Annotated in this window: 18 protein-coding genes; 2 read left to right on the top strand and 16 right to left on the bottom strand. The window is 72.5% G+C overall.

Annotated features, from left to right (window positions below; genetic code table 11):
- The 5 genes from G6W55_RS28225 to rpe all read right to left on the bottom strand — a co-directional run bounded on the left by G6W55_RS28225 (window position 1) and on the right by rpe (window position 5763).
- Window positions 1-453 carry an Lrp/AsnC family transcriptional regulator gene (locus tag G6W55_RS28225; protein WP_030785806.1) on the bottom strand — a complete coding sequence of 151 codons (453 nt, stop codon included), beginning with the start codon at window positions 451-453 and terminating at the stop codon, window positions 1-3.
- Between the two features lie 10 nt (window positions 454-463).
- The gene (locus G6W55_RS28220) at window positions 464-1957 is read right to left on the bottom strand and encodes an amino acid permease (protein ID WP_175523610.1); all 1494 of its coding nucleotides are present in this window, start codon (window positions 1955-1957) and stop codon (window positions 464-466) included.
- A 240-nt stretch (window positions 1958-2197) separates the two neighbouring features.
- Entirely contained in the window at window positions 2198-3637 is a 1440-nt protein-coding gene (locus G6W55_RS28215) for a GuaB1 family IMP dehydrogenase-related protein (RefSeq protein ID WP_175523632.1), read from the bottom strand.
- A gap of 234 nt (window positions 3638-3871) precedes the next feature.
- Window positions 3872-4915, bottom strand: coding sequence for a sugar-binding transcriptional regulator (locus G6W55_RS28210; protein WP_085208413.1), 1044 nt, complete (start codon window positions 4913-4915; stop codon window positions 3872-3874).
- Window positions 4916-5076: 161 nt separating this feature from the next.
- Window positions 5077-5763 (bottom strand): ribulose-phosphate 3-epimerase, encoded by a 687-nt coding sequence (rpe, locus tag G6W55_RS28205; RefSeq protein WP_175523609.1) that lies wholly within the window; start codon window positions 5761-5763, stop codon window positions 5077-5079.
- 152 nt (window positions 5764-5915) lie between these two features.
- Between rpe and G6W55_RS28200 the strand changes: the two genes are divergently transcribed.
- Window positions 5916-8060: an MMPL family transporter gene (locus tag G6W55_RS28200; RefSeq protein WP_175523608.1), complete on the top strand. Its 2145-nt coding sequence runs from the start codon at window positions 5916-5918 to the stop codon at window positions 8058-8060.
- Here G6W55_RS28200 and G6W55_RS28195 read toward each other — a convergent pair.
- Window positions 8041-9468: a transcription antitermination factor NusB gene (locus tag G6W55_RS28195; RefSeq protein WP_175523607.1), complete on the bottom strand. Its 1428-nt coding sequence runs from the start codon at window positions 9466-9468 to the stop codon at window positions 8041-8043. The two genes, G6W55_RS28200 and G6W55_RS28195, sit on opposite strands and share 20 nt — an antisense overlap.
- A gap of 107 nt (window positions 9469-9575) precedes the next feature.
- Window positions 9576-10508, bottom strand: coding sequence for a methionyl-tRNA formyltransferase (fmt, locus tag G6W55_RS28190; protein ID WP_175523606.1), 933 nt, complete (start codon window positions 10506-10508; stop codon window positions 9576-9578).
- Between the two features lie 219 nt (window positions 10509-10727).
- Between fmt and G6W55_RS28185 the strand changes: the two genes are divergently transcribed.
- Window positions 10728-11264 carry a hypothetical protein gene (locus G6W55_RS28185; RefSeq protein WP_175523605.1) on the top strand — a complete coding sequence of 179 codons (537 nt, stop codon included), beginning with the start codon at window positions 10728-10730 and terminating at the stop codon, window positions 11262-11264.
- A 113-nt stretch (window positions 11265-11377) separates the two neighbouring features.
- Here the strand turns inward: G6W55_RS28185 and G6W55_RS28180 are convergent, their stop codons facing one another.
- The 9 genes from G6W55_RS28180 to carB form a co-directional block, all read right to left on the bottom strand.
- On the bottom strand, window positions 11378-13531 hold the full coding sequence (locus G6W55_RS28180) for a primosomal protein N' (protein WP_175523604.1): 2154 nt from the start codon (window positions 13529-13531) through the stop codon (window positions 11378-11380).
- A 252-nt stretch (window positions 13532-13783) separates the two neighbouring features.
- Window positions 13784-14992: a methionine adenosyltransferase gene (gene metK / locus G6W55_RS28175; RefSeq protein ID WP_030785842.1), complete on the bottom strand. Its 1209-nt coding sequence runs from the start codon at window positions 14990-14992 to the stop codon at window positions 13784-13786.
- Between the two features lie 241 nt (window positions 14993-15233).
- Window positions 15234-16436, bottom strand: a complete 1203-nt coding sequence (gene coaBC / locus G6W55_RS28170; RefSeq protein WP_175523603.1) for a bifunctional phosphopantothenoylcysteine decarboxylase/phosphopantothenate--cysteine ligase CoaBC — start codon at window positions 16434-16436, stop codon at window positions 15234-15236.
- An 87-nt stretch (window positions 16437-16523) separates the two neighbouring features.
- The gene (gene rpoZ / locus G6W55_RS28165) at window positions 16524-16793 is read right to left on the bottom strand and encodes a DNA-directed RNA polymerase subunit omega (RefSeq protein ID WP_030785847.1); all 270 of its coding nucleotides are present in this window, start codon (window positions 16791-16793) and stop codon (window positions 16524-16526) included.
- Window positions 16794-16858: 65 nt separating this feature from the next.
- Window positions 16859-17452 carry a guanylate kinase gene (gene gmk, locus G6W55_RS28160; RefSeq protein WP_030785849.1) on the bottom strand — a complete coding sequence of 198 codons (594 nt, stop codon included), beginning with the start codon at window positions 17450-17452 and terminating at the stop codon, window positions 16859-16861.
- 60 nt (window positions 17453-17512) lie between these two features.
- A complete protein-coding gene (locus G6W55_RS28155) occupies window positions 17513-17836 on the bottom strand; it encodes an integration host factor (RefSeq protein ID WP_026246651.1) in 324 nt (107 codons plus the stop codon).
- A 280-nt stretch (window positions 17837-18116) separates the two neighbouring features.
- Entirely contained in the window at window positions 18117-18959 is an 843-nt protein-coding gene (pyrF, locus tag G6W55_RS28150) for an orotidine-5'-phosphate decarboxylase (protein WP_175523602.1), read from the bottom strand.
- Window positions 18956-20062 carry a quinone-dependent dihydroorotate dehydrogenase gene (locus G6W55_RS28145; RefSeq protein WP_175523601.1) on the bottom strand — a complete coding sequence of 369 codons (1107 nt, stop codon included), beginning with the start codon at window positions 20060-20062 and terminating at the stop codon, window positions 18956-18958. Before G6W55_RS28145 ends, pyrF begins: the two co-directional genes overlap by 4 nt.
- A 53-nt stretch (window positions 20063-20115) precedes the next feature.
- Window positions 20116-22351, bottom strand: a 2236-nt coding sequence (gene carB / locus G6W55_RS28140; protein WP_175523600.1) for a carbamoyl-phosphate synthase large subunit, incomplete at its 5' end; no start/stop codon positions are given.

Raw genomic sequence — 22351 nt, 5'->3', positions numbered from 1 at the left:
TCAGGTGGGTGAGCCCGAGGAGAAGCGCCTCAGCAGCGGGGACAGCACCAGGACCGACTTGGTGCGCTCCACGAAGGGCTCCCCCGCGATCCGCTCCAGGACGCGTTCGAAGTGGCGCATGTCGGAGGCGAAGACCTGGGCGACCGCGTCCGCCTCCCCGGTGACGGTGGAGGCGGCCACGACCTCCTGGTAGCGCTCCAGACCCCGCTGGATGGTCTCCGGGGAGGTGTTGCGCCGGCAGTAGATCTCGACGAACCCCTCGGTCTCCCAGCCGAGCGCCGCCGGGTCCACCCGTACGGTGAAGCCGGTGATGGCGCCGGTCGCCCGCAGCCGGTCCACGCGCCGTTTCACGGCGGGGGCGGACAGGCCCACCAGGGCGCCGATGTCCGCGTAGGAGCGGCGGGCGTCCTCGGCGAGGGCGTGCACGATGCGTTCGTCGAGATCGTTCAGCACAGTGGGATGATCACTTCTCGGATGGTGCGGATGCTACGGACGGTGCGGTCACGGCGAGCCGGGAGCGGCGGTAGCCGTATCCGAAGTAGAACACGAGCCCGACCGCCATCCAGACTCCGAAGACCACCCAGGTGACGGCCGACAGGCTGCCCATCATCCAGACGCAGAAGGCGAAGCCCAGCGCGGGCAGCACCGGCGAGAGCGGCACCCGGAAGGTGCGGGGCATCTCGGGACGGCTGCGGCGCAGCACCACGACGGCCACGTTCACGAGCGCGAAGGCGAACAGCGTGCCGATGCTGGTGGCGTCGGCGAGCTGGCCCAGCGGGATCGCGGCGGCCAGCACCCCGCAGAACAGGGAGACGATCAGCGTGTTGGCGCGGGGCGTGCCGGTCTTCGGGTGGACCTTCGAGAACACCTTGGGCACCAGGCCGTCGCGGGACATCGCGAACAGGATGCGGGTCTGGCCGTAGAGCACGGTCAGGACGACGCTGGCGATGGCGATGACCGCGCAGAAGGCGAGCAGGGTGCCCCAGAAGGACTGGCCGGTCACCTCGCGCATGATCTGGGCGAGCGCGGCCTCGGAGTCCCCGAACCGCTGCCAGGGCTTGGCGCCGACGGCGACGGCGGCGACCAGGACGTACAGCGCGGTCACGACGACCAGGGACAGCATGATCGCCCGCGGCAGGTCGCGCTGGGCGTTCTTGGCCTCCTCACCGGCGGTGGAGGCGGCGTCGAAGCCGATGTACGAGAAGAAGAGCGTGGCCCCGGCGGCGCTGACGCCCGCCATGCCCAGCGGCATGAAGTTCTCGTAGTTGCCCGAGCGCAGGCCCTGGACGCCGATCGCGCAGAACATCACCAGCGCGGCGATCTTCACGACCACCATGACGGTGTTGGCGCGCGCCGACTCCCGGGCGCCGCCGAGCAGGAACGCCATGGCGAGCAGGACGACGATCAGCGCGGGGAGGTTGAAGACGCCGCCGTCCCCGGGCGGCGCCGACAGCGCGTCGGGGATGGTGACGCCGATCGTGCCGTCGAGCAGTTCGTTGAGGTACTCGCCCCAGCCGACGGCCACGGCGGCGACCGAGACGCCGTACTCCAGGACCAGACACCAGCCGCAGACCCAGGCGACGAGTTCGCCCATCGTCGCGTACGCGTACGAGTACGAGGAGCCGGCGACCGGGATGGTGCCGGCCAGCTCGGCGTAGGACAGGGCGGAGAAGAGCGCCGTGAGACCGGCGATCACGAACGACAGGGTGACGGCGGGACCGGCCTTGGGGACGGCCTCGCCGAGGACCACGAAGATGCCGGTGCCGAGCGTCGCGCCGATGCTGATCATGGTGAGCTGCCAGAGCCCGAGGGTGCGCCGCAGGGAGCCTCCCTCGCCGTGGCCGCCCTCGGCGACCAGGCGTTCGACCGGCTTGCGCCGCATCAGACGGGCGGCCGGCCCGGGGGACGGTGGGGCGGCCTGGGTGCGGTCCTGCGGGGGTGCGCCTTGGTCGAGCACGCGGGGACTCCTTCGTCGCTGGCTCTCGGCGCGACGGGGACCGGAGGCACACCTGCGCGAGCAGGGACCCACCGAGCGGGGTCCCCGCCGCGCTACGTACAGCGCACGACCCTATGAGCAGGGGCATAGCGGGTGTAATGCAGCAACCTTGCGCATCCACGCAAGATCGTTGCGTTCCTCGCACAAGGCTGCGCTTTCGTTGCGGCCCCGCGGAAAACACCCCCGCGGGGCCATCGGGCGCTACCAGCTCGCGTGCAGCGGCTTGCCCTCCGCGTAGCCGGCCGCGCTCTGGATGCCGACGACCGCCTTCTCGGCGAACTCCTCCAGCGAGCCCGCGCCGGCGTAGGTGCAGGAGGAGCGGACGCCCGCGATGATCGAGTCGACCAGGTCCTCGACGCCCGGGCGGGCCGGGTCGAGGAACATCCGGGAGGTGGAGATGCCCTCCTCGAACAGCGCCTTGCGGGCACGGTCGTAGGAGGACTCCTCGGAGGTGCGGTTGCGCACGGCACGCGCCGACGCCATGCCGAACGACTCCTTGTACAGACGGCCGTTCGCGTCCTGCTGGAGGTCGCCGGGCGACTCGTAGGTGCCGGCGAACCAGGAGCCGACCATCACGTTGGACGCGCCGGCCGCCAGGGCCATCGCGACGTCACGCGGGTGGCGGACACCGCCGTCGGCCCAGACGTGCTTGCCGTACTTCTTCGCCTCGGCCGCGCACTCCAGCACCGCGGAGAACTGCGGCCGGCCCACGCCGGTCATCATGCGGGTGGTGCACATGGCGCCCGGTCCGACGCCGACCTTGATGATGTCGGCGCCCGCCTCGATCAGGTCCCGGACGCCCTCGGCGGCGACGATGTTGCCGGCCGCGATCGGCACCTGCGGGTCGAGGGCGCGCACGGTGCGGATCGCGCTGATCATCGACTCCTGGTGGCCGTGCGCGGTGTCGATGACGAGCGTGTCCACGCCCGCGTCGAGCAGTTGCTTGGCCTTGCCGGCCACATCGCCGTTGATGCCGACGGCGGCGGCGATCCGCAGCCGGCCGCGGGCGTCGGTGGCCGGGGTGTACAGCGTGGCGCGCAGGGCGCCCCGGCGGGTGAGGATGCCGGCCAGCTTGCCGTCCTCGTCGACGGCCGGGGCGTAGCGCCGGTTGGCCGCGTCGAGGACGTTGAACGCCTCGCGGGGGTCGATTCCGGCGTCCAGCAGGAGCAGGTCGCGGGACATGACGACCTCGAGCTGGGTGAAGCGGTCGACGCCGTTGAGGTCCTGGTCGGTGACGACACCGACGGGACGGCCCTGCTCGTCGACGACGACCCCGGCGTTGTGCGCCCGCTTGGGCAGCAGGGCGAGGGCGTCGGCGACGGTCTGGTGCGGGGCGAGCCGGATCGGGGTGTCCAGCACCAGGTGGCGGCTCTTGACCCAGGAGACCACGTCGGTGACGACGTCGATCGGGATGTCCTGCGGGATCACGACGAGTCCGCCGCGGCGGGCCATCGTCTCGGCCATCCGGCGGCCGGCGACGGCGGTCATGTTGGCGACGACCAGCGGGATCGTGGTGCCCGTGCCGTCCGGTGAGGAGAGGTCCACGCCCTGACGAGATCCGACCGCGCTGCGGCTCGGCACCATGAAGACGTCGTCGTAGGTGAGGTCGTAGGCGGGCTGGATGTCGTTGAGGAAACGCACGTGCTGCACATCCCGGTCGATCAGAGGTGACCCCCCGACCGGCCGGCCAGAGGGAAAAGCACGTACTTCATTGTCCCATGACGACCGGGCCGGAACGCCCGGGCGGAACGTCCAAGCAGCTCAGGGGGCCCTTGGAGAATCCTCCGAGGGCCCGTCGACCGAGTGCCGGCCGATGCGGGAGAGGGGGCGGCCAGTGCGTGGCCGCCCCCTCTCCCGATGCCCCGTCCGAGGCGGTCAGATCCCGTCCGGATCCGACCGGTTCAGCGCCGGCTTGGGCGTCGGCCCCGCCGTCATCAGATAGTCGGCCGCGGCCGTGTCCGTGACCAGGCTGGTGACCAGCCCGGACCGCAGCACCGCGTCGATCGCGGCGGCCTTGCGCTGCCCGCCCGCGATCGCGACGACCTCGGGGATCCGGCGGAGCTGGTCGGCCTTGACCGTGATGCACCGCTCGCCCAGATCGCGCCCGACCCGGCGGCCGTCGGCGTCGAAGAGGTGCGCGGACATCTCGGCGGCGACGCCGAGCGAGGCGTAGTGCGCCCGCTCCTCGTCGCTCAGCATGTCGTGCACCGTCGAGATGCCCGGCTCCCAGGAGCCGATGGAGACACAGGCGACCGTGACCTTGTCGAAGTACTCGAAGGCCCGGGCGATCCCGGTCTGGTTGCGCAGCGCGGCCGCGGTGGCCGCGTCCGGCAGCAGCATCGGCGCGTAGATGGGGTGCGCGTCGCCGCCGGACACCTGGGCGGCGCGGCGGACGGCCTCCACCGAGCCGCGCTCGGCCGTCCCGGCGTCGTACACGCCCGTGAGCTGCACGACCGTGCACGGCGGCAGCCGGTCGAGGGCCGCCGCCATGTTGATGGTGGAGCGGCCCCAGGCCAGGCCCAGGACGTCCCCCTCGTTCACCAGCTCGCCGAGCAGATCGGCGGCCACTTCCCCCAGATTCTCCGGATCGGGCGAGTCCTCGGCGTCGGCCGGCGACTCCACCACCACGGCGTGCCGGAGGCCGTAGCGGGCGCGCAGCGCGTCGGAGCGCTCCGCGTCCAGTTCGGCCGGCACCCGGATCTCGATGCGTACGAGATCCCGTTCGAGGGCGGTCTCCAGGACCCGGGCCACCTTGAAGCGGCTGACGCCGAACTCCTCCGCGATCTGGATCTTCGATTTGCCCTCGAGGTAGAAGCGGCGGGCCATGGCCGCCGCCTGCACCAGCTCTGCGGGTCCCATCCGCATGGCTGACCGGCCTGCCGACATACCCGACACGGCGATCTCCTCACTGCTGTTCACACTCTGGATACGCCGTTCATCCTCGCAGATTCGGCGGTCTTGATCAGCCCTGATGGGAGTCGTTCACGTTCCTGTGGCCCGCCGTCCGCACGGAGTGCGTGTTCAGCGGGCTGTCCGTACGGCGATCCGTCCGGTGAACGGCCCCTCCCTCGGGGCGGGCCTCAGTGGGCGCAGGCCCAGGTCGCCCGGCCGGTCGCCGCCTCCGCCTGGGCGCGCAGCGCTCGGACCGCCTCGGCCGGGTCGTCGGCGCCGTAGACCGCGGAACCGGCCACGAAGACGTCGGCCCCCGCGTCGGCGCACCGCTCGATCGTCGAGGCCGAGACGCCGCCGTCCACCTGAAGCCACAGTTCGAGGCCGTGCTTGCTGATCAACTCGCGGGTGCGGCGGATCTTGGGGAGCATGATGTCGAGGAACGCCTGGCCCCCGAAGCCCGGTTCGACCGTCATGATCAGCAGCATGTCCAGCTCGGGCAGCAGATCCTCGTACGGCTCGATCGGCGTCGCGGGCTTGAGCGCCATGGAGGCACGGGCGCCCTTGGCCCGGATCTCACGGGCGAGCCGCACCGGGGCGGCGGCGGCCTCGACGTGGAAGGTGACGGACGAGGCACCCGCCTCGACGTACTGCGGGGCCCAGCGATCGGGGGCCTCGATCATCAGATGGCAGTCCAGCGGGGTGTCCGTCGCACGGGCCAGCGACTCTACGACCGGCACACCGAGCGTGAGGTTCGGGACGAAATGGTTGTCCATCACGTCGACGTGGAGCCAGTCGGCTCCCTCCACCGCCCTGGCCTCGTCCGCGAGGCGGGCGAAGTCGGCGGACAGGATGCTGGGGTTGATCTGCGCGGCCATGCCCCAAGCCTGCCATGCCCTCCGGGGGTTGGCCGCACCGGTCCGCTCGGGCTGGGTGCGCGGGCGCGGGTGCCGGTACCGTCGTGGGAACACCGCGGGCCGTGGGGGGCTTGTCGCGCAGTTCCCCGCGCCCCTGACCGACGGGGGTCGGCATGACGAGCGGGCAACGCGGGATCGCGCATCTCGTCTGCGGGCGGCGCGCCAAGTGGCTGGTGCTGGTGCTCTGGCTGGTGCTGCTGTTCCTGACGGCGCCGTTCGCCCAGAAGCTCACCGACGCCCAGGACAACGACGCGGCCTCCTGGCTGCCGGGCTCGGCGGAGTCCACCCAGGTGCTGGAGATCTCCAAGGACTTCCGGCCCGAGCAGATCCCCGCGGTCGTGGTGTACGCGCGCGACGGCGGTCTGACGGCACAGGACCGCGCCGCGATCGCCGAGGACGCGGTGCAGCTCAGGCAGCTCACCGACCACGGCATCCGGGGCGCCGAGACCCGCGGCCCGGTCTTCGACCGGCCGGTGGATCCGCGCGCCGCCCAGATCTACGTCCCGGTCACCATGGACGAACAGGGCTGGGAGCGCATCGCGCCGGCCGTCGACTCGATCCGCGACGTCGTCGGCGAGGGCGGCGACGGTCTCGCCGTGCACATCACCGGACCCGGCGGCACCTCGGCGGACTTCTCCGAGGCGTTCGAGGGCATCGACTCCACCCTGCTGTTCGCGGCGATGGGCGTCGTCATCGTCATGCTCCTGATCACCTACCGCAGTCCGACGCTGCTCGTGGTGCCGCTGCTCGCGGTGATCGCCGCGCTGTTCACCGCGCAGTCCGTGATCTACTTCCTGGCCGAGCACGCGGGCCTGACCGTGAACGGACAGAGCGCGGGCATTCTGACCGTGCTGGTGTTCGGCGCGGGGACGGACTACGCCCTGCTGCTGGTGGCCCGCTATCGGGAAGAACTGCGCCGGCACGAGGACCGGCACGAGGCGATGGCGCTCGCCCTGCACCGGGCGGGCCCGGCCGTGCTGGCCTCCGGGGCCACGGTGGTGCTGAGCATGCTGGTGCTGCTGGCCGCCGAGATGAACTCCACGCGCGGGCTCGGCCCGGTCGCCGCGATCGGGGTGGCGGTCGCGCTGCTGGCGATGATGACCCTGTTCCCGGCCCTGCTGGTGATCTTCGGCCGCTGGATCTTCTGGCCGGTGATCCCGCACTTCGGGGCGCCCGACCCGACCGAGAGAGGCGTCTGGGCCCGCACCGGGCGCGGGATCGCCCGGCGTCCGCGCACGGTCTGGATCGTGACGGCCCTGGTTCTGGCCGTCTGTTCGCTCGGCCTGATCCAGTTGCGCGCCGAGGGCATCAGCAACGCCGACGCCTTCACCGGCACCCCCGACTCCATCACCGGCCAGCGGGTCTCCGAGGAGTACTTCCCGGCGGGCAGCGGCGATCCCCTGGTGATCGTCTCCAACGAGGCCCAGGCGGCGGAGGTGAGCCGGGCGGTCGCGGGCACCGAGGGCGTGGTGCCGGACTCCCTCGGCCGGCCGCCGGGCACGAAACCGGTCCACGACGGCCAGGTGCTGTTCGAGGCGACGATGACCGACCCGTCGGACAGCGAGGCCGCGAAACAGACCGTCGAGCGGGTCCGGGACGCCGTGCACGCGGTGCCCGAGGCCGACGCCCAGGTGGGCGGCGGCACGGCGGCCCTGCTCGACATGGACCGGGCGACCACCCACGACAATCTGCTGATCATCCCGCTGGTGCTGATCGTGGTCCTGCTGATCCTGGCCGCCCTGCTGCGCGCCGTGATCGCGCCACTGCTGCTGGTCGGGACGGTGATCCTGTCGTTCGCGGCGGCGCTCGGCCTCAGCGCGCTCGCCTTCCGGCATGTGTTCGACTACGCGGGCGAGTCGACGGACTTCCCCCTCTTCGTCTTCGTCTTCCTGGTCGCCCTGGGCATCGACTACAACATCTTCCTGACGACCCGGATCCGCGAGGAGACCGGCCGCCAGGGCACCCGCCGGGGCGTGGTGACGGGCCTGGCGGCCACCGGCGCGGTCATCACCTCCGCCGGTCTGGTGCTGGCCGGCACCTTCGCCGCCCTCGGCACCCTGCCGATGGTCGCCTTCGCCGAGATCGGCTTCGCGGTCGCCCTGGGCGTCCTTCTCGACACCTTCGTGGTGCGCTCGGTCCTGGTGACGTCCCTGTTCCTGGACATCGGCCCGAAGGTGTGGTGGCCGCACCGCCTCGCACACGAGGACGGCACGGCCGCCGCCACGGGACCGGAGGAGGTCAGCCGGTCCGGCGGATGAGCGCCAGATACATGGCATCGGTGCCGTGCAGATGCGGCCAGAGCTGGACGTCGGGCCCCTCGCCCAGGGCCGGCACGCCCGGCAGCAGGGGGCGGGCGTCGATCAGGTCGGCGTCCGGGAACTGCTTGAGGACGTCGGCGACCACCGCCCGGGTCTCGGCGAGATGCGGCGAGCAGGTGGCGTAGCCGACGACCCCGCCGACCCGGACCGACTCCAGCGCGGTGCGCAGCAGCCCGCGCTGAAGGGGCGCGAAGGTGTCCAGGTCCTCCGGACGGCGGCGCCAGCGCGCCTCGGGACGGCGCCGCAGGGCGCCGAGGCCGGTGCACGGCACGTCCATCAGCACCCGGTCGAAGGAGCCGGGCCGCCACGGCGGACGGGTGCCGTCGGCGGTGATCACCTGGTAGGGGCCCGGGTTGCCGTTCAGCGCCTTCGCCACCAGGCCCGCCCGGTGCGGCTGCTTCTCGGCGGCGAGGAGGGTCGCCCCGCGCTCCGCGGCGAGCGCGGCGAGCAGCGCGGCCTTGCCGCCGGGGCCCGCGCAGCCGTCGAGCCAGAGCCGGTCGGGGCCCTCCAGCGGGGCGTTCGCCAGGGCCAGCGCCACGAGCTGGCTGCCCTCGTCCTGCACCCCGGCGCGCCCCTCGCGCACCGCGTCGACGGCGCCAGGCTCACCGCCCTCGGCGAGCCGCACCGCGTACGGCGACCAGCGGCCCGGGACGGCCGACTCCACGTCGAGCAGCTCGTCGGTGGTGGCACGGCCGGGCCGGGCCACCAGGGTCACCTCGGGGCGCTCGTTGTCGGCCTCCAGCAGGTCCTCGATCCCGGCGCGCCCGCCGCCCAGGGAGTCCCACAGCGCGGAGACCACCCAGCGCGGATGCGAGTGCACGACGGCGAGATGGTCCTCGGGGTCGTCGTCGTAGGGCGGCGCGACCTGGGCGAGCCAGGCGTCCAGGTCCTGGGCGGCGACCTTGCGCAGCACGGCGTTGACGAACTTGGCCCGGCCGTCGCCGAGCACCACCCGCGCCAGCTCGACGGAGGCGGAGACGGCCGCGTGCGTCGGGATGCGCGTGCCGAGCAACTGGTGCACCCCGAGGCTGAGCACGTCCAGCACCGGCGGGTCGACCTCCCGCAGCGGCCGGTCCACACAGGCCGCGATCACGGCGTCGTAGGTGCCCTGCCGGCGCAGTGTGCCGTAGACCAGCTCGGTGGCGAGGGCCGCGTCGCGCGCGTCGAACTTCTCCGGCCCCTCCTTCTCCCGGGCCTTGCGCAGCAGCGGCGGCAGCACGAGGTTCGCGTACGCGTCCCGCTCGTCCACGGCCCGCAGGGCCTCGAAGGCGAGGAAACGGACGGGGTCCTTCTGCGGCCGCCGGTACGGCTTGGCGGGCTTACGGGGACGGGAGGACGACTCGCTCACGAAAAAGGTGCTCCGCTTTCTGGAATTCGGGGTCCGCGTCCCAGCGTACGACGGTGCCGGGACCCGGACGCGCGGCGCCTGCCGCCGGCCGGCCGGGGCCGCCGGGCCTACTCCCCCAGCCGCTCCCCGTCGGCGATCCGCACCCCGCGGGCCCAGTCGGCCGCCCGCATCGGCTTCTTGCCCTGGGCCTGGACCCACAGCAGCTCGACGGCGTAGGAGCCGGTGCCGACGTGGACGCTGTTCTTGCCGACGGCCAGGGCGCCCGGGGCGAGGTCGTCACGGCCCGGGACGGGCTGAACCTGGATGAGCTTGAGGCGCTCGCCCCGGAAGACCGTCCAGGCGCCGGGCGCGGGGGTGCAGCCGCGCACCACACGGTCGACGCGCAGCGCCGGGGCGGCCCAGTCGACGTGCGCGTCCTCGACGGTGATCTTCGGCGCGAGGCTGATGCCGTCGTGCGGCTGCGGTACGGCCTTCAGGCTGCCGTCCTCGACGCCGTCCATGGTCGCGGAGAGCAGCCCGGCGCCCGCGAAGGCGAGCCGGGTCAGCAGGTCCCCGCTGGTGTCGGTGGGCCGGATCACCTCGGTGACCGTGCCGTAGACCGGCCCGGAGTCGAGCCCCTCCTCGATCAGGAAGGTGGAGGCGCCGGTGATCTCGTCGCCCGCCATGATCGCGTGCTGCACGGGGGCGGCGCCGCGCCAGGCCGGCAGCAGCGAGAAGTGCAGGTTCACCCAGCCCTGCGCGGGGATGTCCAGCGCGACCCGGGGCAGCAGCGCCCCGTAGGCGACGACGGGACAGCAGTCCGGCGCGATCTCCCGCAGCCGCTCCAGGAAGTCGGGGTCCCGGGGCCGCTCCGGCCTGAGCACCTCGATCCCGGCCTCCTCGGCCCGCTGGGCCACGGGCGACGCGACCAGCCGGCGCCCCCGCCCGGCCGGCGCGTCGGGCCGCGTGACGACGGCGGCCACCTCGTGCCGCCCGGAGGCGATCAGGGCGTCCAGGGCGGGAACGGCGACCTCGGGGGTACCGGCGAAGACGAGCTTCATGAAGGGACACGGGCCTCTCGGACGGAACGGGAAGACGGGCTGCACACGCAGCACACAATTTTATGACGACACACCAGATGACCGCCCCCGAGGCCAACCTCACGGGGGGCGTACGCATATGCCCATACGCCCCCACACCGTGACCAGCGGAGCGAACCCGCGTTGGTCAAGAACGAGTTGACTTCCCATCTCTTCTACGCCGGTTCGAGAGGCTTGTTCATGGCCGACCATGCAACCCACGACGCCCAGGCCCGGGCCAGCCTGCACTTGCTGGTGCGGGACATCGAGCGGGTCCGCCGGCAGGTGGACGCGCTGCGCACCCTGACCGCCCAGTTGGGCAACGTCTACCGTCCCCGCCGCTCCGGCCCCGCCACGGGCTTCGTCGTCTACGGACGCGCCCCCGCCCCGACGGTCCGCCTCGCCCAGGAACTGCGGGACAGCGTCGAGACCCTGGTCACCGCGGCGGTGGACTTCGACCGCTCGCTCGGCTTCTCGTGGGACGCGGTGGGCTCCGCGCTCGGCGTCACCAAGCAGGCCGTGCACCGCCGCTACGGCGCCCGCCGCGCCGCCGCCCAGCAGACCCCCGAGCCCGAGCGCGCCCCGGAGCCGGCCGGCACCACCCGCACGGTCGGCGTGACCACCGCGCTGCCCACGGTCCCCGCCGCCCGCTCCATGCCGACCCAGCCGACCGCCGGCAGCCCGGCCCTGCGCGACGAGGCGAGACCCACCGCCTTCCCCGGCCCCCGCAACGGCTGATCCACCCTCCGTCGCCCCCTTCCGTCCTCCCCCCTGCCCTCTCGGCCCCCGCCCGGGAGGGCAGCCGCACATCCTCCTCGGGACGTTCTCCCTCTCGCTCCCTCTCGGGCCCCTCAGCCGATGTCCGGCGGATCGATCCGCACCCGCACCGCGTCCTGCCCACCGCGTGCCATCCGCGCGGCCTGCGCCGCCTTCAGGGCGGCGGCCAGCGCGGCCCCTCTCCCCGGCGGCACCCGGATCAGCGCCCGCTCCCAGTGCTCCCCGGGCGGCGGCGCCCCCGGCCGCGCGGGCCGCCCGGCGGGGCTCGGCGGCAGCGGCACCGGACCCAGCACCTCCGCCTCCCCCGGCAGCTCGACCGCCGTCAGGAACGCGGCCACCGCCTCCCCCTTCCCGGACACCGCCGCCATCCGCGAGACCGGCGGGAACCCCAGCTCGGCCCGCTCGGCCAGCTCCCGCACCGCGTGCCCGACCGGGTCCCACCGCACCAGCGCCTGCACCGGCCGCAGCGTCGGCTCGGCGACCACGACGACCGTCCCCCCGTCCCCCTGCGGGCGCACCCGCGCGGCCGCCGCGATCCACCGCCGCAGCGCGTCCTCCCCGGCCCGCAGATCGGGTCTGCCGAGCATCGCCCAGCCGTCCAGCAGCAGCGCCGCCGCATAGCCGCCCTCGGCGACCGGCTCGGCGCCCGGGGTGCTCACCACCAGCGCGGGAGCCCCCGGCACCGTGTCCAGCACCTGCTCGCGCCCGGAGGTCCGCACCGGCACGGCCGGAAACGCCCGCCCCAGCTCCTCGGCGGTCCGTCTGGCCCCCACGACCTGCGCCCGCAGCCGGAACGACCCGCACTCCGGACAGTGCCAGGCGCTCTCCTCACGCCCGCACCAGCCGCACCCCAGCGCCCCGCCGTCCCGCGCCTCCAGCGGACCGGCGCAGTGCCGGCACCGGGCGGCGGCCCGGCACTGCGCGCACGCCATCCGCGGCACGTACCCGCGCCGGGGCACCTGGACCAGCACCGGCCCGTGCCGCAGCCCCTCCCGGACCGTCTGCCAGGCGAGCGTGGGCAGCCGGGCGGCCCGCGCCGCCTCGTCCCTCGCGAGGTCCTGGTCCCCCACGGTGCGCACCAGGGGAGCGGCCCGCCGCACCTGCTCCCGGGCGGCGACCAGCCCCTGCGCCCAGCCGCTCTCCACGAGCTGCGCGCCCTCCACGGTGCAGCTCCAGCCGCCCATCAGGAAGGCGCACCGGTCCTGCGCGGCCCGCAGCAGCAGTACCTCACGGGCGTGCGGCTGCGGGGCGTGCAGCTCGCTGTGGCTGTCGTCCCCGTCGTCCCAGAGCGCGACCAGGCCGAGGTCGCGGACCGGGGCGAACATGGCGGCCCGGGTGCCGACCACCGCCCGTACGCTCCCGCGCCGTACGGCCAGCCACTCGCGGTACCGCTTCTCCGGCCCGGCGTCCGCGGTGAGCAGGGCGTGCCGTCCCTCGCCCAGCAGGGCCGTCAGCGCGCCGTCGACCCGGGCGGCGGCCCGTCCGTCCGGCACGACGACCAGGGCCCCGCGCCCCGAGGCGAGCGTCGCGGCGACGGCCCGGGCCAGCTCCTGACTCCACTCGGGTCCCGGCAGCGCGTTCCACACGGCGCGCGGTGCTCCGCCCGCGGCCAGGGACTCCAGGAAGGCGCTCCCCCGCTCGTACCGCGCCCAGGACCCGGGCTCGGGTGCCGGGGGCGGGGGCAGCGGGGCGGGTGAGGGCCGCTGCTCGGCGCGCGCGTTGCGCGGGGGCACCGCGAGCTGGAGGACGTCCGCCAGGCTGCCCGCGTACCGGTCGGCGACGGCCCGCGCCAGCCCGAGCAGCTCCTCGCCGAGCACGGGTTCGGGCGAGACCACCTGGGCGAGCGCCGCGAGCGGGCCGGAGTAGTCGGACGCGGCGAGCCGCTCGATCAGGAAGCCGTCGATGAGCCCGCCGCCCTCGCGCCGGCCCTCCCGCACCCGGCCCCGCCCGGCGCCGAACCGCACCCGCACCCGCACCCCGGGCTGTGCCTCGGCGTCCAGCTCGGCGGGGACCGCGTAGTCGAAGTAGCGGTCGAGATGGAGCACACCCTTGTCGACGAGGACCCGCGCCACCGGCAGCTCCGGGGCCAGCTCGGCCCCCCGCCAGGTCCGCGGCTTGGCGCGGGGCGCCTTGGCCCGCCGTACGCTCTCCCGGATCAGCGCGAGCTGCTCGGGCGGCCCGCCCTCCGCGGCCGCGCCACCGCCCCCCTGCCCGTTCTCGCCGCTCACCCCAGCATTCTTACCGAACGCCACTGACAACGCCCCCTCCCCCGACGCCCCGCACCCGGCACCCCGCCGCCACCGCCCACCGGCCCCGCACCGCCGCCACTTCGCGCGACTACTCCTATGAGTCCGCGACCCTCCGAAACCGTTGCCCCGGAAACGCCGGAACTCCGGAACCCCTGAACAACGCCGAAACCCGGCCTCCCCTCGGGAAACCGGGCGTCGGACGTGAACGTGCGTGAGTGGAAACCCTGGCTCCTACTGGCCCGCGGCCTTGCGCAGCGCCTCCACGCGGTCCGTGCGCTCCCACGTGAAGTCGGGCAGCTCACGGCCGAAGTGGCCGTACGCGGCGGTCTGGGCGTAGATCGGGCGCAGCAGGTCGAGGTCGCGGATGATCGCGGCCGGACGCAGGTCGAAGACCTCGTCGATGGCCTTCTCGATCTTGTCGACGTCGACCTTGTGGGTGCCGAAGGTCTCGACGAACAGACCGACCGGCTCGGCCTTGCCGATCGCGTACGCGACCTGGACCTCGCAACGGGAGGCGAGGCCCGCGGCGACCACGTTCTTGGCGACCCAGCGCATGGCGTAGGCGGCCGAGCGGTCCACCTTGGACGGGTCCTTGCCGGAGAAGGCGCCGCCGCCGTGCCGGGCGAAGCCGCCGTAGGTGTCGATGATGATCTTGCGGCCGGTGAGGCCGGCGTCGCCCATCGGGCCGCCGATCTCGAAGCGCCCGGTCGGGTTGACCAGCAGGCGGTAGCCCTCGGTGTCCAGCTTGATGCCCTCGTCCAGGAGCGCCTTCAGCTCCGGCTCCACGACGAACTCGCGGATGTCGGGGGCGAGCAGCGACTCCAGGTCGATGTCGGAGGCGTGCTGCGAGGAGACGACGACCGTGTCGAGGCGGACGGCCTTGTCGCCGTCGTACTCGATGGTGACCTGGGTCTTGCCGTCGGGGCGCAGGTAGGGGATGGTGCCGTTCTTGCGGACGTCCGAGAGGCGCTTGGACAGCCGGTGCGCCAGGAAGATCGGCAGCGGCATCAGGGTGGGCGTCTCGTCGGAGGCGTAGCCGAACATCAGGCCCTGGTCGCCGGCGCCCTGCCGGTCCAGCTCGTCCTCGTCGCCCTCGACGCGGGACTCGTACGCCGTGTCGACGCCCTGGGCGATGTCGGGGGACTGGGCGCCGATGGACACCGAGACACCGCAGGAGGCGCCGTCGAAGCCCTTCTTGGAGGAGTCGTAGCCGATCTCGAGGATCTTGTCCCGCACGAGCTGCGGGATCGGCGCGTACGCCTTGGTGGTGACTTCTCCGGCCACGTGGACCAGGCCGGTCGTGATCAGGGTCTCGACGGCGACCCGAGAGGTCGGGTCCTCGCGCAGGAGCGCGTCGAGAATGGTGTCGCTGATCTGGTCAGCGATCTTGTCGGGGTGACCCTCGGTCACGGACTCCGAAGTGAACAGGCGACGGGACACAACGCTCCCTGGGGTTGCAGCGGCTGCTGGCTGATCATGGGCGGACGGGCTCGGGGGCTGCGCCCGGCGCCGTCCGAGAAACAGTTTATCGGTCGCGCTCGACCACCGGCCCACCTGTCTCGCCTCTCGGGAGCGCTGTGACCTGCGGCACGGGCATTCTGCCCAATGCTGGGCACCCTTGGCCAGGGTCGCCACGCCCGGATCGAGCGCGGGACGGGGAACGGCGAAACGCATCAAACCCTCAGGTCAAGCGTGCCGTCACCAGGTCCCATACGATTTCGGCCAATGCCTCTTTGGGTCCGTGGGGCACCGGTGTCTCGCCCCCGTCGGAGGCCAGCACGATTGCCTCGTTCTCCTCGGAGCCGAACGTGCGACGCTCCCCCACTTCGTTCACGACCAGCAGATCGCAGCCCTTGCGGCGAAGCTTCGCGCGGCCGTTGGCCAGCACGTCGTCGGTCTCGGCCGCGAAGCCGACGACCACCTGCCCGGGGCGGGCGCGGTCGGCGGAGAGCTCCGCGAGGATGTCCGGATTCCGTACGAGGACGATCGGGTCGGGCTCCTTGCCGTCCTTCTTCTTGATCTTCCCGGAGGCGTACGCGGCGGGCCGGAAGTCGGCCACGGCGGCCGCCATCACGACCGCGTCGGCGTCGGTGGCGGCCTTGAGGACCTCTTCGCGCAGGTGCACGGCGGTGCCGACGGGGACGACGTCGACGCCGGCCGGGTCGGGCAGCCCGGTGTTGGCGGCGATCAGCGTGACCCGGGCGCCCCGGGCGGCGGCGGTGCGGGCGAGCGCGTAGCCCTGTTTGCCGGAGGAGCGGTTGCCGAGGAAGCGGACCGGGTCGAGGGGCTCGCGGGTGCCGCCGGCACTGATCACGACATGGCGGCCGGCGAGGTCGGGTTCGCGGACGCCCCGGGCCAGGACACGGCGGCAGACCTCGAAGATCTCGGCGGGGTCGGGCAGCCGGCCCTTGCCGGTGTCCACGCCGGTCAGCCGGCCGACGGCCGGTTCGATCACGACGGCGCCGCGGCGGCGGAGCGTGGCGACGTTCTCCCGGGTGGCCGGGTGCTCCCACATCTCGGTGTGCATGGCGGGGGCGAAGACGACCGGACAGCGGGCCGTGAGCAGGGTGTTGGTGAGGAGGTCGTCGGCGAGGCCGTGGGCGGCCTTGGCCAGCAGGTCGGCGGTGGCCGGGGCGACGACGACCAGGTCGGCGTGCTGGCCGATCCGGACGTGCGGCACCTCGTGCACGTCGTCCCAGACCTCGGTGGAGACCGGGTGGCCGGAGAGCGCGGACCAGGTGGGGGCGCCCACGAAGCGCAGGGCGGAGGCGGTGGGGACCACCCGCACGTCATGGCCGGACTCGGTCAGTCTGCGCAGCAGCTCGCACGCCTTGTACGCGGCGATGCCACCACTGACGCCCAGTACGACCTTCGGCTTGTCCACCGTCTCTCCCCACGCTCGGAAACGTACGCCCTCCATGACACACCACAGGCCCGGCAGTCGCGCTGCCGGGCCTGTGGCGGGGTGCTGTTACGCGGGGCCCTCGATGGCCTCGGAGGTCAGCAGACCCGCGTTGATCTCGCGCAGGGAGATCGAGAGCGGCTTCTCGTGGACGTGCGTGTCCACGAGCGGACCGACGTACTCGAGGAGGCCCTCGCCGAGCTGCGAGTAGTACGCGTTGATCTGACGGGCCCGCTTGGCCGCGTAGATCACGAGGCTGTACTTCGAGTCGGTGGCCTCGAGGAGCTCGTCGATCGGCGGGTTGATGATGCCCTCGGGCGCGGAGATGGAAGAGGACACGCTCTACCTTCCGATGGATGGGAAAAGACCGAAATCATGCACCGTGATCACGGAACAGGCTGTGATCACACGACATCCGTCAAGGCTAGCAGCTCGCGCGCCACATCCTCGACGGAGGTGTTGACCAGCGTCTCGTCGAACTCCGGCTCGGCCGCCAGTTCGACCTTCGCCGCCTCCAGACGGCGCTCGATCACCTCGGGCGGCTCGGTGCCGCGGCCGGTGAGCCGGCGCACCAGTTCCTCCCAGGAGGGCGGGGCGAGGAAGACGAGCCGGGCCTCGGGCATCGACTCGCGGACCTGCCGGGCACCCTGGAGGTCGATCTCCAGGAGGACGGGCTCGCCCGCCTCCAGACGCTCCAGCACCGCGGCGCGCGGGGTGCCGTAGCGGTTGCCGGCGAACTCGGCCCACTCCAGCAGCTCGCCGTTGGCGATCAGCTTGTCCATCTCGTCGTCGGAGACGAAGAAGTAGTGGACGCCATGCTTCTCCCCGGGCCGGGGCCTGCGGGTCGTCGCCGACACCGAGAGCCACAGCTCAGGGTGTTCTTTGCGCATATGGGCGACGACCGTGCTCTTGCCGACCCCTGAGGGGCCGGAGAGCACGGTCAGCCGCGGACGTACGTCCGGGGGCTCGGGGGTCGTCCCCCGGAATGTTGCAGCCATGCAGCGATTATTCCAGCAATCCCGGAGTGCCCGGGACTCCCTTCCCGGCAGTGACCGGTGTCAGGCGCCGGTGCTGCCGAACTCACGCTCCAGGGAAGCGATCTGGTTGGACCCGAGACCGCGCACACGGCGGCTCTCGGAGATGCCGAGTCGCTCCATGATCTGCTTGGCGCGGACCTTGCCCACGCCCGGCAGGGACTCGAGCAGGGCGGAGACCTTCATCTTGCCGATGACGTCGTTCTCCTGACCCTGCTTGATGACCTCGTGCAGGGAGGCGCCGGAGTGCTTGAGTCGATTCTTGACCTCGGCCCGCTCCCGGCGAGCCGCGGCGGCCTTTTCGAGCGCGGCTGCGCGCTGTTCGGGGGTAAGGGGCGGAAGAGCCACGCCTACGTCACCTCGGATGTCGAACTGTCGGATACGGACCGATGAGGAACCCGAAGGCGCCTCACCTACTGGAGCTACGGGCAAGACGGTCTGCCCGTTCACTCTGCTCGGAGACTAGCGGCCAAGTCCGCCCGAGTCAGCGAGAACAGCGGAAAAGTCCTGGTCAGCCTCTGTCAGGACGGGACATTCCAGACATACTGCCCCGGATTTGAGGATGTATCCAGCCTCAAATGGTCCAAGAGCCACTCATCGGAGGTTTGAAAAGCGTGCGGACGGGGTCTCAGGCGGCCGTCAACGTGACGCGGATCTCCTCCGCGAAGCGTTCCGCCGCGTCACGCAGGGCACTCACGTCGGGACCGTGGCGCAGCACACCCCGGCTGACGCTCGGCACGACGTTGCGCAGCGCGCTGCCGAAGACCCGCGGCAGATCCTTCGGCGTGGCCCCCTGGGCGCCCACTCCCGGCGCGAGCAGCGGACCGTTGATGCCGAGGTCGTAGGACGACAGATCGCCCAGGGTGGCGCCGACGACGGCCCCGAAGGACCCCAGGGGCTCCTCCCCCGCGTTCTCGACCGCCAGGTGCGCCAGCATGGTCGCGCCCACGTCCCGGCCGTCCGCGCGCACCGCGTGCTGGACCTCGCCGCCCTCCGGGTTGGAGGTCAGCGCCAGGACGAACAGACCCGCGCCGCTCTCCCGGGCCAGCGCCACGGCCGGGCTCAGCGAGCCGTAGCCGAGATACGGGGAGACGGTGAGGGCGTCGGAGAACGCCGGGGCGTCCTTGTGCAGGAAGGATTCGGCGTAGGCGGCCATGGTCGAGCCGATGTCGCCGCGCTTGGCGTCCATCACCACCAGGGCGCCGGCGGCCCTGGCCTCCTGGACCGACTTCTCCAGCACCGCGATCCCGCGCGAGCCGAACCGCTCGAAGAACGCGCTCTGCGGCTTCAGGACGGCGATCCGGTCGGCCATCGCCTCGACGACCGTACGGCTGAACCGCTCCAGGCCCGCCACGTCGTCGTTGAGGCCCCATTCGAGGAGCAGGGAGGCGTGCGGGTCGATGCCGACGCAGAGCGGGCCGCGTTCGTCCATCGCCCGCCGCAGCCGCGCGCCGAAGGGTTCCATGGTCATGCCGTTGTCCTCACGTCGGCGCCGACCGCGTCGGCGAGAGTGGCGTACGGGCTCGTGCGCAGCCGGGCGGCGAGCCCCTTGTGCAGGGCGCGGGACCAGAAGGGCCCCTCGTAGACGAAGGCGCTGTAGCCCTGGATCAGGGTGGCGCCGGCCAGGATGCGCTGCCAGGCGTCCTCGGCGTCCTCGATGCCGCCGACGCCGACCAGGGTGATCCGGTCGCCCACGCGCGCGTAGAGGCGGCGCAGCACCTCCAGGGAGCGGGCCTTGAGCGGGGCTCCGGACAGTCCGCCGGTCTCGGCGACCGTCGCGGGGTCGGAGCGCAGGCCGAGGCCCTCGCGCGCGATGGTGGTGTTGGTGGCGATGACGCCGTCCAGGCCGAGTTCGACGGCCAGGTCGGCGACCGCGTCCACGTCCTCGTCGGCGAGGTCAGGGGCGATCTTCACCAGCAGCGGGACGTGCCGCGCGGGCACGGTGCGGTCGGCGGCCTCGCGGACGGCGCTCAGCAGCGGCCGCAGGGCCTCGGTCGCCTGGAGGTTGCGCAGCCCGGGGGTGTTCGGCGAGGAGACGTTCACGACCAGGTAGTCGGCGTACGGGGCGAGCCGCTCGGTCGACTTCACGTAGTCGCCGACGGCCTCCTCCTCCGGTACGGCCTTGGTCTTGCCGATGTTGACGCCCACGACCGTGCGGAACACCGGCGTACGGGAAGCCAGTCGGGCGGCGACGGCCAGCGAGCCCTCGTTGTTGAAGCCCATGCGGTTGATGAGCGCCCGGTCCTGCACGAGCCGGAACAGCCGCTTCTTCGGGTTGCCGGGCTGCGGCTCGCCGGTGACCGTGCCGATCTCGACGTGGTCGAAGCCCAGCATCGACATCCCGTCGATCGCGACGGCGTTCTTGTCGAAGCCTGCGGCGAGCCCGAAGGGGCCGTGCATGCGCAGCCCGAACGCCTCGGTGCGCAGCTCCTCGAAGCGGGGGGCGAGGGCGGCGGCGACGAAGGTGCGCAGGACGGGGACGCGGGCGGCGAGGCGGATCCAGCGGAAGGCCAGGTGGTGCGCCTGCTCCGGGTCCATCCGGGTGAACACCAGACGGAAGAAAAGCTTGTACATCACTGTGTCCTCATACGGAGGGGGACACCGTTTCCGGTGTCCCCCTCGGGCTGCTAGTCGCGGGCCGCGGTCAGATGTTCCGCGTGTTCCTGGAGCGAGCGGACGCCCACACCTCCGTGGTTGAGGGCGTCGATGCCCTGGACGGCGGCGGCGAGCGCCTGGACCGTCGTCAGGCAGGGCACGGACCGGGCCACGGCGGCCGTACGGATGTCGTAGCCGTCGAGGCGGCCGCCGGTGCCGTACGGGGTGTTGACGATGAGGTCGACCTCGCCGTCGTGGATGAGCTGGACGATGGTCTTCTCGCCGTTCGGGCCGGTGCCCTCGGACTGCTTGCGCACCACGGTGGCGTTGATGCCGTTGCGCTTGAGGACCTCGGCGGTGCCGGAGGTGGCGAGGAGTTCGAAGCCGTGGGCGACCAGCTCGCGCGCCGGGAAGATCATCGAGCGCTTGTCGCGGTTGGCGACCGAGATGAACGCCCGTCCCTTGGTGGGCAGCGGGCCGTACGCGCCCGCCTGCGACTTGGCGTACGCCGTGCCGAAGACGGAGTCGATGCCCATGACCTCGCCGGTGGAGCGCATCTCCGGGCCGAGGATGGTGTCGACGCCGCGTCCGGAGGTGTCCCGGAAGCGGCTCCACGGCATCACGGCCTCCTTGACGGAGATCGGCGCGTCCAGCGGCAGTTCGCCGCCGTCGCCGTGGGCCGGGAGCAGGCCCTCGGCGCGCAGTTCGGCGACGGTCGCGCCCAGCGAGATGCGGGCGGCGGCCTTCGCCAGCGGCACCGCGGTCGCCTTCGAGGTGAAGGGGACCGTGCGGGACGCGCGCGGGTTGGCCTCCAGGACGTAGAGGATGTCGCCGGCCATCGCGAACTGGATGTTGATCAGGCCGCGCACGCCGACGCCCTTGGCGATCGCCTCGGTGGAGGCGCGCAGCCGCTTGATGTCGAAGCCGCCCAGGGTGATCGGGGGCAGGGCGCACGCCGAGTCGCCGGAGTGGATGCCGGCCTCCTCGATGTGCTCCATGACGCCGCCGAGGTACAGCTCGTGGCCGTCGTAGAGGGCGTCGACGTCGATCTCGATGGCGTCGTCGAGGAAGCGGTCGACGAGGACCGGCCGGGTGGGGCTGATCTCGGTCGACTCGGCGATGTAGGCGGACAGCCGGGTCTCGTCGTAGACGATCTCCATGCCGCGGCCGCCGAGGACGTACGACGGGCGGACCAGGACGGGGTAGCCGATCTCGTCGGCGATGGCCTTGGCCTCGGCGAAGGTGGTGGCGGTGCCGTGCTTGGGGGCCGGCAGGCCGGCCTCGGCGAGCACCCGGCCGAAGGCGCCGCGGTCCTCGGCGGCGTGGATGGCCTCGGGCGGGGTGCCGACGATCGGCACGCCGTTGTCCTTGAGCGCCTGCGCCAGGCCCAGCGGGGTCTGGCCGCCGAGCTGGACGACGACACCGGCGATCGGTCCGGCCTGCGCCTCCGCGTGGACGATCTCCAGCACGTCCTCCAGGGTGAGCGGCTCGAAGTAGAGCCGGTCGGAGGTGTCGTAGTCGGTGGAGACGGTCTCCGGGTTGCAGTTGACCATGACGGTCTCGAACCCGGCGTCGGAGAGCGCGAAGGAGGCGTGGACGCAGGAGTAGTCGAACTCGATGCCCTGGCCGATGCGGTTGGGGCCCGAGCCCAGGATGATCACCGCGGGCTTCTCGCGGGGCGCGACCTCGCTCTCCTCGTCGTAGGAGGAGTAGAAGTACGGGGTCTTGGCGGCGAACTCGGCGGCGCAGGTGTCGACCGTCTTGTAGACCGGGCGGATGCCCAGCGCGTGCCGGACCTCGCGCACCACGTCCTCGCGCAGTCCGCGGATCTCGGCGATCTGCTGGTCGGAGAAGCCGTGCCGCTTGGCCTCGGCGAGCAGCTCGCCGGTCAGCTCGGGGGCGTCCGCCAGCTCGTCGGCGATCTCCTTGATCAGGAAGAGCTGGTCGACGAACCAGGGGTCGATCTTCGTGTACTCGAAGACCTCCTCCGGGGTGGCGCCCGCGCGGATCGCCTGCATGACGGTGTTGATCCGGCCGTCGGTGGGGCGCACGGACGCGGCCAGCAGCTCGGCCTTGTCGCCGGTCTCGCCGGTGAAGGTGAACTGGCTGCCCTTCTTCTCCAGCGAGCGCAGCGCCTTCTGGAACGCCTCGGTGAAGTTGCGGCCGATGGCCATGGCCTCGCCCACCGACTTCATGGTGGTGGTGAGGGTGGAGTCGGCGGAGGGGAACTTCTCGAAGGCGAAGCGCGGGGCCTTGACGACGACGTAG

The organism is Streptomyces sp. CAI-85, from assembly GCF_013363615.1.
Lineage (GTDB): Bacteria > Actinomycetota > Actinomycetes > Streptomycetales > Streptomycetaceae > Streptomyces > Streptomyces antibioticus_B.
This window is presented reverse-complemented; position numbering and strand designations above follow the sequence as displayed.

Coding starts and splice junctions, on each gene's coding strand:
- fmt (WP_175523606.1), bottom strand. CDS start 10,508: ATGAAGCTCGTCTTCGCCGGTACCCCCGAGGTCGCCGTTCCCGCCCTG.
- G6W55_RS28185 (WP_175523605.1), top strand. CDS start 10,728: ATGGCCGACCATGCAACCCACGACGCCCAGGCCCGGGCCAGCCTGCAC.
- G6W55_RS28145 (WP_175523601.1), bottom strand. CDS start 20,062: ATGTACAAGCTTTTCTTCCGTCTGGTGTTCACCCGGATGGACCCGGAG.
- gmk (WP_030785849.1), bottom strand. CDS start 17,452: ATGGCTGCAACATTCCGGGGGACGACCCCCGAGCCCCCGGACGTACGT.
- G6W55_RS28200 (WP_175523608.1), top strand. CDS start 5,916: ATGACGAGCGGGCAACGCGGGATCGCGCATCTCGTCTGCGGGCGGCGC.
- pyrF (WP_175523602.1), bottom strand. CDS start 18,959: ATGACCATGGAACCCTTCGGCGCGCGGCTGCGGCGGGCGATGGACGAA.
- rpe (WP_175523609.1), bottom strand. CDS start 5,763: ATGGCCGCGCAGATCAACCCCAGCATCCTGTCCGCCGACTTCGCCCGC.